The sequence below is a fragment of the Natrinema soli genome (assembly GCF_028618695.1).
On record NZ_JAQIVI010000311.1, the window covers coordinates 1 to 11,320 of the forward strand.

Below are 11,320 nucleotides of genomic sequence, written 5' to 3' on the forward strand. Positions count from 1 at the left end.
CCGCAGCCGGCTTCGATCCCGTCGTCGGCACGATGCCGCTTCGCGCCAGCGGGCGCGCGCTCACGATGGGCGAGTCGGACGGGTTCGTTCGACTCGTCGCTGACGAGGGAACCGGGTTCGTCCTCGGCGGACAGGTCGTCGCTCCCGAAGCGTCGGAACTGATCGCCGAAGTCGGCCTCGCGATTGAGATGGGCGCGACTCTCGAGGACCTCGCCGACACGGTCCACGCGCATCCGACGCTCTCGGAGGCGGTCATGGAGGCCGCCGAGAACGCGCGCGGGCAGGCGATTCACACGCTGAATCGGTAACCGGCGCTCGCATCGGGACCGAACGACCGACTCGAGTTACCACGCTGTACTCGCGTGACGGTGCGCTATCGAGGTGCAATTGGGACGGCGAAAATCGGCGGACCGTCAGTACGCGACGGTGTCTTTGATCGCTTCTTCGATCCGCGGCGGGTGGGGAATGTAGAAGTCCTCCATCGACAGCAGCGGGACGGGGACATCGAACCCGGTCACACGCTCGATCGGCGCCTCGAGGTACATCAGCACCTCGTCGTTGATCGAGGCGACGAGTTCGGCGGCGAAGCCGCCCGTCTTGGCCGCCTCGTGGACGACGACACAGCGACCGGTCTTCTTGACCGACTCAGTCACGGTCTCCTTGTCGAAAGGGGAGATCGTCCGCAGGTCAATCACCTCGGCGTCGATTGCGAGGTTGTCGACGGCTTCGAGGGTCTTGTGCATCATCGCGCCCCACGAGATGACGGTGAGGTCTGAGCCCTCGCGGCGAATGGCGGCCGTCCCGAGCGGTTCGGTGTAGGTCCCCTCGTCGATCTCCTCCCGGAAGGAGCGGTAGACGTGTTTGGGTTCCATGAACAGGACCGGATCCGGATCGCGGATGGCGCTGACGAGCATCCCCTTGGCGTCATGGGGCGTCGAGGGGATCGCCACCTTGAGACCGGGAACGTGGCCGTAGATCGCCTCGAGGCTCTCGGAGTGGTGTTCCAGCGCGCGCACGCCGGCGCCGTAGGGCGTCCGAACGACCATCGGGGCAGAGAGTTCCCCGCGGGTGCGCCACCGGATGCGGCTGGCGTTGGTGACCAGTTGGTCGAACGCCGGCGGCAGGAAGCCGGAGAACTGGATCTCGGCGATCGGGCGGAAGCCGTGGGTCGCCAGCCCGACGGCCGAGCCGACGATCGCGATCTCCGACAGCGGCGTGTCCAGCACGCGCTCCCCGCCGAACTCCTCTTTCAGACTGTCGGTCGCGCGGAACACGCCGCCGGACTCGGCGACGTCCTGCCCGAAGACCAGCGTTCGGTCGTCGTTCGTCATCTCCTCGTGTAGTGCGTCGTTGACTGCTTCGACGATTGTCGCGTTCATTGATTACCCCTTGGGCCGCCGTTCGATGTAGTCGTACATGTCCGGTCGCTCCTCCAGCAGTTCGCGGAACTCCTCGAGCTGGTGCTCGAGTTCTGCCGGCATCTCCTCGTGGAGGTGGGCGAATATCTCCTCGATGCCGCGTTCCTCGAAGGCGTCGGCGGCGTCGACCGCCGCCGAGAACTGTTCCTCTACGTCCTCGCGGATCGCATCCTCGTCGATGGCGTCCCAACGACCGGTCTGCTCGAGGAACGCCTGGTAGCGCTCAAGCGGGTCGCGGTCCTTCCACTCCTCGACCTCGTCGTCTTCGCGGTACCGCGTCGGGTCGTCGCTGGTCGTGTGCGCGCCGCGGCGGTACGTGACGGCTTCGACAAGGACCGGATTGCCCTCGAGTGCGCGGTCCCGTGCCGTCGACATCGCGTTGTACACCGCGAGCACGTCGTTGCCGTCGACGCGGATCCCGTCGACGCCGTAGGCCAGGGCCTTCTGGGCCACCGTGTTCGCGTTCGTCTGCTCGTCGAACGGCAGGGAGATCGCGTACTGGTTGTTCTGGCAGAAGAACACCGCCGGGGCGCCGAGGACGCCGGCGAAGTTCATTCCCTCGTGGAACGCGCCGGTCGAGGTCGCCCCGTCGCCGAGGTTCGCGAAGGCGATCGACTCCTCGCCCTCGAGTTGCATTCCCCACGCCTTGCCGGTCGCAAGCGGGATGTGCGAGCCGATCGAGATCGCGAGGCCGAAGACGTTGGCCCCCTCCATCCTCGAGGCGTCCTCGATGCCGCGCCAGTACAGGAGCAGGTCGCGCATCGACAAACCGTGCATCAGGAGGGCGGCGGCCTCCCGACCGTACGGAAAGATCCAGTCGTCGTCGGACAGCGCGTAGCCGCTGCCGACGATGCTGGCTTCCTGACCGCGGCCGGAGGCGACCGTTCCGAGTTTGCCGCGTCGCTGGAGTTTCGTCGAGCGATTGTCGTAGACGCGCTGCAGGAGCATCCACCGGTAGAGATCACAGAGTGCCTCGTCGTCGATGTCCGGTACCCGATCCAGATCGTACGTCCCGTCGGGACGTACGACTTGGTACGTTTCGATCTCTAAATCCCCTTGCGAGAGCGGATCGACGCCGACGTCGACCGACTCGGGGGGGACTGATCGGAGACTATCGTCCATAGTACGGCTCAACATGTCTCGAACAACGGCATAAATCTTTGCTACGCCACCCCATCCCGTGCACCGTCGCGCTCGGGTACCGCGGCTCACTGGGGCACGTGCCGATGCCGCCTCGCGGTCCGCTGACGTGCCGGTCGACGAGTGGTCCGTCCTCGGCGCTTCGAGAACGGCGACCGGTGTTGGCCTCGTCAGCCGACGCGGTACACGGCCAGCTTCACGCCGTTGGGCTGGCGCGCTCCCGCCGCGACGAATATACTCTGCGTCAGCCACTCGAGCTCCGGATCGGCGGTTTCGAAATCCGGAACCGAGCGGAAGTAGACGTCGTCGGCGTTGACGGATTTTCCGTCCCGGAGCCGCTCGCTGACCTCGACCGAGGCCCAGCGAATGCCGCGGTTTTCGACGTAGACGCGCGATCCCGCGTCGGTCTCGAACACGTACTTCGCCACTAGTTCCGTCGCCCGCTCCGTGCGGAACAGCTGGTAATCCGCGCCAGCGGCAAGTACCTCGCCCTCGCACCGACCCGAAACCGTCCCGCCTTCGATCGGGATGATCCGGCGCTGTCCGTCGCCGGTCTCGCCGATTTCGATCGGCTCCGCGACGTCGACTTTCAGTTCGAGCACGTGCTCGAGGCTGGGGGCGAGCGGATCGTCCTGGGTATCGCTATCAGCTCCCATACTACCCCGACTGCTATGCGATCGGAAATAAGTGCCGTCGAAACGCGACCGTCCGAGACCGGGACCGGCGTGAATATCCGCGGCCGTCGGCGCAGCGAGAACGCGGCCGGCCGGTATCTGCGGCGCGGTCGAACGCGGATTTCAGATCCTATAGGATATTAAACATGACTAAAGATTTATTTTGAATGGATACTTCTACCCATGTATGCCGCACGTTCACACGGCAGTGATCTATCGATGATCGATCCGACCGAGCATCTGGTCGTCGACTGCGATTGGCACTACGCCGACACCTTCGAGCAGGCCGCGCCGTACATGCCGGAGCCCTGGAAGACGAAGTTCCAGAAGAGTGGCTGGGGTGGAACGGGCGTGAAACAGAATCTGAGCGCGTTCTTCCCCGCGTCGACCGGCAATCGGTTCAATTACGGGAAGGTCGACCGGGAGTTCTCGGAGTACCCCGACGGCGGGGACGAGAAGGAGGACGTCATCGAGGGAATGAAGCAACTCGACATCGACGCGACGCTCCAGATTTCACACCTCATTCTGGCGATGGGCGGGGTCAAAGCCGATGACCGCCGCGTCGAGTCGTTCGTCAAGGGCCACGTCGACTACATGCTCGACCAGGTTCTCGATCCCGACGAGGGGATCTACGGCCTCGCACCGATGCCGTACCACGACATCGAGGCCTCGAAAGACGTCCTCGACCGGATCGAGGACGAGGAGGCCATCAAGGGCGTCGTCTTCGTCACCGCGGGGGCCTCCCCGCCGCTGGGGAACCGCAAGTACGATCCCATCTACGAGCGCTGCGAGGACCTCGGACTCCCGGTCGTCTACCACACCGGCGGTTCCGGGCTCGACGAGTACGTTCGCGCCGGCTACCAGGACATGATCGAGACGCACACGCTCGGGTTCCTCGAGTCGAACATGTCCCAGATCGTCAGCGTGACCGCCCAAGGGGTCCCGGAGAAGTTCCCCGACCTGGACATCGTCTTCATGGAGTCCGGCGTCACCTACCTGCCCGGTCTCATCAGCCGCCTCAACGAGGAGTATCTGAAGCGCTCCGAGGAGGCGCCGCTGCTCGAGAAGAAGCCCGGCGACTACATCGCGGACTACTACTACGGCACCCAGCCCCTCGAGGTGTCCGCGCGGCCCGACCTGCTCGAACTCTGTTTCGACATGCTCGGAACCGAGAACCTGCTGTACGCCTCCGACTACCCCCACTGGGACTTCGACAGTCCGAGCATCATCACCGACCTGCCCATGATCGACGACGACGACCGGCTCGACATTCTCGGTCGAAACGCCGCGGGGGTATTCGACCTATGAGCGACGACGGCCGCGTCGAGGTCGCACCGGTGAGCGACTTCGACGACGGCGAGGCCAGGATCATTACCGTCGGTCGCGCCGAGGTCGGCGTCATCAAGGCGAACGACGAGTTCTACGCGCTCCGCAATCAGTGTCCACACGACGGCGGTCCTGTCTGCAAGGGACAGGTTGAGCCCAGACTCGTCGGCGAGTGGGCCGGTCCCGGGAAACGCGTCGAACAGGAGTACAGCGACGAGTGCATCATCTCCTGTCCGTGGCACGGCTGGTCGTTCGACGTCGAGACCGGGAAACACATCGGCGACGACAGCTACATCGTGCCGACCTACGACGTCGTCGTCGAGGACGGCATCGTCTACGTCAACACCGAGTAAGCCGTCGACGTTCGAACGCCGCGCGTTCGTCCGTCGTACCGGTTCGCCCTGACCGCCTCGAACGCCGCGCGTCCGCGCCTCGAGACGCGAACCTGCACTGATCGATCAAACGTCCCGTCCGACGACCCGATACGAGTGGTTCGGCGCTCACCGGTCGATCGCGCGTCGCTGACGAAAACGTTATATCTTCTTGGTATGGAATGTGATAGCATGTCTAATACAGAGCCGACGCCCACGGTCGGGGTTATCGGTCTCGGCATCATGGGCGGCGAAATAGCACGAAATCTCGTCGACGACGGATACGATGTCGTCGTGAACGACGTTGACCGGGACGCCGTCGAGACGATGGTCGAATACGGAGCGGACGCCCGATCGTCCCCCGTCGAAATCGCAGCCGCTGCCGACGTCGTCATCTCGTCGCTCCCGAAGGGCGAGCACGTCCGCCAGATCGCACTCGGGGACGACGGACTCGTCGAGGGTGCGGACGACGAGTTGGTGTACGTCGACATGAGTACGATCGGCCCGAGCGCGATCCGGGAAGTCGGCGACGGACTCGAGGCGACGGGCGCGAAGACGATCGACGCGCCAGTCAGCGGATCGGAGGTCGGAGCCCGGGAGGGAACGCTGCGGATCATGGCCGGCTGCGACGGGGAGATCCCGGCGGTCTGTCGGGAACTCTTCGACGTCCTCGGCAGTCGGACGGTCCACGCGGGCGGGCTGGGTGCCGGACAGGTCGTCAAGGTCTGTAACAACATGATCGCGGCGACCTCCCTCGTCACCCTCTCGGAGGCCCTCGTCTTCGCGGAGAAGGCCGGCGTCTCCCAGGAGAAACTCGTCGAGGGGCTCGAAGGATCGACCGGGGACACCTGGGTCCTCCAGAACCGCGCCGACGCCATGCTCGAGCACGATTTCGAGCCGGGATTCTTCGCGTCGTATCAGTACAAGGACCTCCGTATCGGCATCGAGGACGCCCAGGAGTACGGCGTCCCGGTCCCGGTTGGATCGACGAGTCACGAACTCTTTAAGAGCCTCGAGGAGAAGGGGCGCGGGAAACTCGACGCCTCCGCGATCCTCACGGTGCTCGAGGACATGGCCGGGCTCGAGTCCGAGCCGTGAAATCAGCTTGCGCCGTCGTTGAGACGGTCCGTTCGCGGTAGTACGTTCGGCCCGCGAGTTCGAATTCGGAACGCAGTGAGCAGGGTGCGTCGCGATCAAGTGCTCGAGACCGCGGTTCCGGTGGCCGCGGACGAAAACGAGAGGTCATACCGACGACCTCCGTTCGAATGACCGAAAGAAAGGACGTTCGTCGCTCGATTCCCGACCTGCAGCCGAACGGGACGGGACCGGTCTACTGTTCGACGTACTCGTTGTTGATGTACTCGTCGACGGTGAAGCTCTCGTCGAGGAACCCGAGGTCGGCCAGGTCGTCCATCATGGTCTGCATCCGGTCGATGTCCGTGACGGGTTCGTCCCGGTAGTAGTCGTTCTCCGTCAGGAAGAACGCGTCGAGCAGGCCCTCGTCCAGATCGAAGTGCTCGGCCGCGGCGGTGATGACGTCGGATCGGTTCTCGTTGAGGTAGTCGACGAGGTTGACGTAGTCCTCGCCCCACGCGTTAATCGCATCGTCCTTGTTTTCCATCGCGTCGTTCGAAGCCGTGAGGTACGCGAAGGGGTACTCATTGTCCCACACGTCCTGACTTGAGAACACGGCGTTGAACCCTTCGTTCCGCGCCTGCGGCGCGAACAGCGCGGGGTACATCCCCGCGTCGATGCTCCCGTCGTTGATCGACGGCGTCATGTTGGGGAACGCCAGCTCGACGAGTTCGACGTCCTCACCGTCCTCGAGTCCGAGATCCTGGAACGCCTTCTCGTAAATCGCGTGCGTCCCGGTCCCGCGTGCGTTCGTCGCGATCGTGGCCCCCTCGATGTCCGTCATCTCGGTGATATCCGAATCACTGGGGGAGTAGATCGTAAATCCGTAGTTGTCCGGGTGTGCGTCCCAGAAGTCCGTTGCGATGAGCGAGATGTTCCCCGGGACGGCCTCCTGCTGGACCGCGTTCCCGAAGCTGACCGTCGAAAGCAGCCCTAGATCGACGTCACCGGAGGCCATCTGATTCAGCGTGTCCGGCGTCGACGAGTTCTGGGAGATCTCGATTTCGTAACTGTCTCCGAGGTTTTCCATCTCGTCTTGAATCTCTGGGACGTCCATCAGGGACACTAGGTTCTCGATCGGAACCGTATAGGCCAACCTGATCGTTCCCTCGTCGCTCCCACCGGCACACCCCGCGAGCGCAGTTAGTCCAGCAGTCGCTGCGACACTGGCCTTCATGAAGCTGCGCCGGCTATTGCTAACGCCTGGCATAGCACTATGGAATTACTCGAACGGTAAAAACCTATCTGAAGATCTCAGCACGATATACGAGAATTGAAAGTGCATCCGTCAGCCGATTGGATCGATACGCCGAGATCGCCATCTCTCGGAGCACTCGACGGACGGCGGTGCCTCGGTTACGCGATCAGGTACAGCCGATGACGGGCGTGATCAGCGTCCGCCTCACGGTTCCGTCGTCGAATCGAGCACCGTCGAACGCGTCCGCTCCCTCCGTGTCCTCACGCATCCGTCGAAGGGCCCTGTATCGGTTAACAGCACACATGGCAAAGATTATTATACCATTTTGCGCAATGCTACCACATGTCCGAAGGGCGCGTCACCGTTTCGAGTATCGAAAAGATCTATCAGTCCGAAAACGAGCGGACGAAGGCGATAGACGATCTCTCCTTCGAGTCGGAGGGCGGAGAGTTTCTCAGTGTCGTCGGCCCGAGCGGGTGCGGAAAGAGTACGCTGTTGTATCTCATCGCCGGCTTTCTCGAGCCGTCGTCGGGAACGATCGCGGTCGACGGAAACGAGATCCACGGGCCGGGAACCGATCGGGGGGTCGTATTTCAGGACTACGCGCTCTTCCCCTGGCGAACGGTGATGGACAACGTCACCTATGGACTCGAGGAACAGAACATTCCCAAGGACGAGCGACAGGAGACCGCGCAGCGATTCATCGACATGATGGGGCTCGACGGCTTCGAGGACAAGTACCCGAAGGAGCTCTCGGGCGGCATGAAACAGCGGGTCGCGCTCGCGCGGACGCTAGCATATGATCCGCAGATTCTCCTGATGGACGAACCCTTCGGCGCGCTCGATCAGCCGCTTCGCGAATCGCTGCAGGACCACCTGCTCGACATCTGGCGCGAACTCGGAAAGACGATCATCTTCATCACGCACGACGTCGAAGAAGCGGTGTACCTCTCCGAGAAGGTGATGATCATGACGCAACATCCGGGAACGAAGAAGGCCGTTCTCGACATCGACATCGATCGGACCGGGACGCGCGAAGAGATCATCACGTCCGACGAATACGCGGAACAGAAAAACCGGGTCTGGCGGTTGCTCCACGAAGAAACCCAGCCCGAAGTGCAGGTGTAACGATGTCGTACAGAGATCTCACCCCGGGGCTCGGAACGATCGACGTCGTCCCGCGTAGATTCCGGGGCATCGTCCGATTCGTGATCGAGTGGCTCCCCCTCCTGATCGTCGCAGGACTGTGGGAGTACGCCAGCGGAACCGTCGTCCCCGCCGCGATTCTCCCCCCGATAACGGAAATACTCAACATCGCCGTCGAGATGGTCATCAGCGGGCAGATATTTCCGCACTTGCGGGTTTCGCTGTATCGCATCGCCCTCGGCCTGGGGGCGAGCATCGCCGTCGGCGTAGTGTTGGGCGTCGGAATGGCCCGAATACAGGCAGTCGAAGACTTCTTCGACATTTTCCTGACGCTGCTCTACCCGATCCCGAAGACCGCGCTCGTGCCGCTCGCGATCCTCTGGCTGGGCATCGGGACCCAGGCGGCGATCCTGATCGTCTTCCTCGCCTGCCTCTTGCCGGTCGTGCTGAATAGCTACAACGCGGCACAGACAGTGGATCAGAACCTCGTGCGATCGGCCCGGATGATGGGGACCGACGACTGGAAGATCCTCTGGAAAGTCGTGGTTCCCGCGACGATCCCCGAGATACTGACCGGCATTCGGCAGGCGATTCCCTTCGCGTTCATCGCGCTCGTCAGCGCGGAGTTCATCGCCTCGAACCGGGGCGTCGGCTTCGAAATACTCCGACACGGCCAGATCGGGAACTACCCCGAGATGTTCGCCGTCGTGATCATCATTTCCGCGACCGCGTACCTGGCCGTGCGTGGCTTCGAAATCCTCAAAGAGAAGGTGGTAGTATGGACGTAACGGAACGAATCGGCGCTAACGGTCGAACGCTCGGCGGGACGGCGGTCTCCGTCGGAAAGTCGGTATACTCGCTCGTCATCGTGTTGCTCCTCTGGGAAGCCGTCACGCAGATGGGAATGGTCCACTATTACTTCCTGCCGCCGCTGTCGGACGTGCTCGCGACCTTCTACGAGCTGACGGTTTCGGGTGACATGATCCACCACAGCTACCTGACCCTCAAACGAGCGTTCGCCGGGCTGGCGATCGCGATCGCCCTCGGCGTGCCGATCGGGGTCCTGTGTGCGCGGTCGCGACTCGTCGGGTGGTTCTTCAACCCGATCATCGCCGTCGGCTACCCGGTCCCGATCATCGCGCTCATTCCGGTGTTCATCCTCTGGTTCGGCATCGGCGACATGTCGAAGATCCTCCTGGTCGCGCTGGGGACGTTCTGGCCGATCGCGGTCAACGCTCGTAACAGCGCCGAGGAGGTCAGCGAGAGCCTCATCTGGTCCGCGAGGATGATGGGGACGTCCGAACGCAGCCTCGTCTGGAAGGTCATCATGCCCGTCTCGGCCCCCGGAATTCTGACGGGGATCCAGATCGGCCTGCCGATCTCGCTGATCATCACGTTCATCTTCGAGATGGTCGCCGGCGGCGGCGGACTCGGTCACCTCGAGATCGAAGGCGTCAGAGGGTTCGACTCGCCGGTAACCTACGCGGCGATCTTCGCGATTATGATCATCGGGTTCGTCCTCGATCGGATACTCAGAGTGGTCCGGGCCAGGATCCTCTCCTGGACGTAACCCCGGGCTCGGCCGCTCTCGAGGCGATTCGACTCCGACCCCCCATCGCCGTACTGACTCCGCGATGCTCCGCGCGAGTCGTCGAAACGCAGGGAGAGAAGGAGATCGGCCGGTGTGATCAGGACTCCGAGTTCTCGATGAGTTCGACGGTGTACCCCTCGGGATCGGTGATGAACGCCAATCGGACGCCGTCCTCGACCGACTCCGGTCCCATCTCGACGGAACTGTTCCACTCCTCGATGGCGCTCGCCACGGTCGCGTCGACATCGTCGGTCGCAATCGAGAGGTGATCGATGCCGGCCGGATCTCCCGGTTCGGCTACCTCACGGAACTGGATTTCGGCGGTTCCCCCGCCGCCGACGCAGTAGTTGCGGACGCCGTCGACCTCGAACTCGCGAGTCCGGTGGAGGCCCAGGAGGTCTTCGTAAAACGCGGCCGTTTCGTCGATATCGCTCACGTTGATCGCCGTATGGAGCACGTCCATACGTGTCGATGGTCGTGTACGACAATAAGAGTGAGCCCGAGAATCGGCCTGACCGACGATCTCGGCCCGCAAACTCCCGCACAGAGAGCGCTCCACGGCTGCGCCGGAGATAGCCGGAAGCGAAATCCTTTTCCGCGTATTCCCGGTTGCTTGGCCTATGGGGACAATTCGCACATCACAGTGTAGCGTGGAGACCGTCGATCGCGGACATCGGAGAACCGTCGCGGCCAGCGGGACCGAGACCGTCCCGTCGAGGAGGTGATCGAATGAGCGACGACCTCCCGGGCGTCTACGGCGGCGAGATCCTCCACGTTCATCTGGACAGCGGGGAGACGGAGATCGAACCGCTCGATCCAGACGACGCGCGGCGGTTTCTCGGCGGAAACGGATTCGTCGCCAAGCAGGTAGCTGACCACGTCCCGGCCGACGCGTCGGCGCTCTCGCCGGAGAACGTCGTCGCGTTCGCCGTCGGTCCGATGAACATGACTCCGTTCCAGAGCACTAGCCGCGGGATCGTCGGCTTCGTGAGTCCGTTGACGGACGGGTTCTTCGACAGCACGTTCGGCGGAACCTTCCCGCGGGCGCAGAAATCAACTGGCTTCGACGTCGTCGTCCTGCACGGCGCGGCCGACGACCTCTCCTACGTCACCATTCACGAAGACAGGGCCGACGTCCACGAGGCCCCGGAGCTGGCGGGAATGGAAACGTACGAGACGTGTTCTGAAGTCCGCGAGCGCGAGGGACGAGGATACGAGACGCACGTGCTCGCCGCGGGACCGGCCGGCGAGAACGAGGTTCGGTACGCCTGCCTCCTCCACGAGTCCGAGCAACGGGAGGGCGTCGCCGGGCGCGGCGGCTC

Annotated in this window: 12 protein-coding genes and 1 pseudogene; 8 read left to right on the forward strand and 5 right to left on the reverse strand. The window is 63.3% G+C overall.

What is annotated here, in order from left to right; all coding sequences use genetic code 11:
* Window positions 1-308: pseudogene (locus PGX04_RS18720) on the forward strand (dihydrolipoyl dehydrogenase); the annotation flags it as partial.
* Window positions 309-413: 105 nt separating this feature from the next.
* On the opposite strand, the gene PGX04_RS18725 reads toward PGX04_RS18720, so the two are convergent.
* From PGX04_RS18725 to PGX04_RS18735, 3 genes are all read right to left on the reverse strand, one after another.
* The gene (locus PGX04_RS18725) at window positions 414-1,379 is read right to left on the reverse strand and encodes an alpha-ketoacid dehydrogenase subunit beta (RefSeq protein WP_273739890.1); all 966 of its coding nucleotides are present in this window, start codon (window positions 1,377-1,379) and stop codon (window positions 414-416) included.
* Between the two features lie 3 nt (window positions 1,380-1,382).
* The gene (locus tag PGX04_RS18730) at window positions 1,383-2,540 is read right to left on the reverse strand and encodes a thiamine pyrophosphate-dependent dehydrogenase E1 component subunit alpha (protein ID WP_273739891.1); all 1,158 of its coding nucleotides are present in this window, start codon (window positions 2,538-2,540) and stop codon (window positions 1,383-1,385) included.
* Window positions 2,541-2,728: 188 nt separating this feature from the next.
* Window positions 2,729-3,214, reverse strand: coding sequence for a DUF3237 domain-containing protein (locus tag PGX04_RS18735; RefSeq protein WP_273739892.1), 486 nt, complete (start codon window positions 3,212-3,214; stop codon window positions 2,729-2,731).
* A 237-nt stretch (window positions 3,215-3,451) separates the two neighbouring features.
* Between PGX04_RS18735 and PGX04_RS18740 the strand changes: the two genes are divergently transcribed.
* From PGX04_RS18740 to PGX04_RS18750, 3 genes are all read left to right on the forward strand, one after another.
* A complete protein-coding gene (locus PGX04_RS18740) occupies window positions 3,452-4,540 on the forward strand; it encodes an amidohydrolase family protein (RefSeq protein ID WP_273739893.1) in 1,089 nt (362 codons plus the stop codon).
* Complete coding sequence (locus PGX04_RS18745; protein ID WP_273739894.1) at window positions 4,537-4,911, forward strand: Rieske (2Fe-2S) protein; 375 nt, start codon at window positions 4,537-4,539, stop codon at window positions 4,909-4,911. Before PGX04_RS18740 ends, PGX04_RS18745 begins: the two co-directional genes overlap by 4 nt.
* 210 nt (window positions 4,912-5,121) lie before the next feature.
* Entirely contained in the window at window positions 5,122-6,027 is a 906-nt protein-coding gene (locus tag PGX04_RS18750) for an NAD(P)-dependent oxidoreductase (RefSeq protein WP_273739895.1), read from the forward strand.
* A gap of 232 nt (window positions 6,028-6,259) precedes the next feature.
* On the opposite strand, the gene PGX04_RS18755 is transcribed toward PGX04_RS18750, so the two are convergent.
* Window positions 6,260-7,273 carry an ABC transporter substrate-binding protein gene (locus tag PGX04_RS18755; RefSeq protein ID WP_273739896.1) on the reverse strand — a complete coding sequence of 338 codons (1,014 nt, stop codon included), beginning with the start codon at window positions 7,271-7,273 and terminating at the stop codon, window positions 6,260-6,262.
* Between the two features lie 330 nt (window positions 7,274-7,603).
* On the opposite strand from PGX04_RS18755, the gene PGX04_RS18760 reads away from it, so the two are divergent.
* The 3 genes from PGX04_RS18760 to PGX04_RS18770 are packed head-to-tail and all read left to right on the forward strand — an operon-like array spanning window position 7,604 to window position 9,977.
* Window positions 7,604-8,389 (forward strand): ABC transporter ATP-binding protein, encoded by a 786-nt coding sequence (locus PGX04_RS18760; protein ID WP_273739897.1) that lies wholly within the window; start codon window positions 7,604-7,606, stop codon window positions 8,387-8,389.
* A 2-nt stretch (window positions 8,390-8,391) separates the two neighbouring features.
* The gene (locus tag PGX04_RS18765; RefSeq protein WP_273739898.1) at window positions 8,392-9,195 is read left to right on the forward strand and encodes an ABC transporter permease; all 804 of its coding nucleotides are present in this window, start codon (window positions 8,392-8,394) and stop codon (window positions 9,193-9,195) included.
* Window positions 9,186-9,977 carry an ABC transporter permease gene (locus tag PGX04_RS18770; protein ID WP_273739899.1) on the forward strand — a complete coding sequence of 264 codons (792 nt, stop codon included), beginning with the start codon at window positions 9,186-9,188 and terminating at the stop codon, window positions 9,975-9,977. The genes PGX04_RS18765 and PGX04_RS18770 overlap by 10 nt, the downstream gene beginning before the upstream one ends.
* 118 nt (window positions 9,978-10,095) lie before the next feature.
* On the opposite strand, the gene PGX04_RS18775 is transcribed toward PGX04_RS18770, so the two are convergent.
* Entirely contained in the window at window positions 10,096-10,461 is a 366-nt protein-coding gene (locus PGX04_RS18775; RefSeq protein WP_273739900.1) for a VOC family protein, read from the reverse strand.
* A gap of 266 nt (window positions 10,462-10,727) precedes the next feature.
* On the opposite strand from PGX04_RS18775, the gene PGX04_RS18780 reads away from it, so the two are divergent.
* The coding region (locus PGX04_RS18780) for an aldehyde ferredoxin oxidoreductase N-terminal domain-containing protein (protein WP_273739901.1) at window positions 10,728-11,320 on the forward strand (593 nt) is incomplete at its 3' end.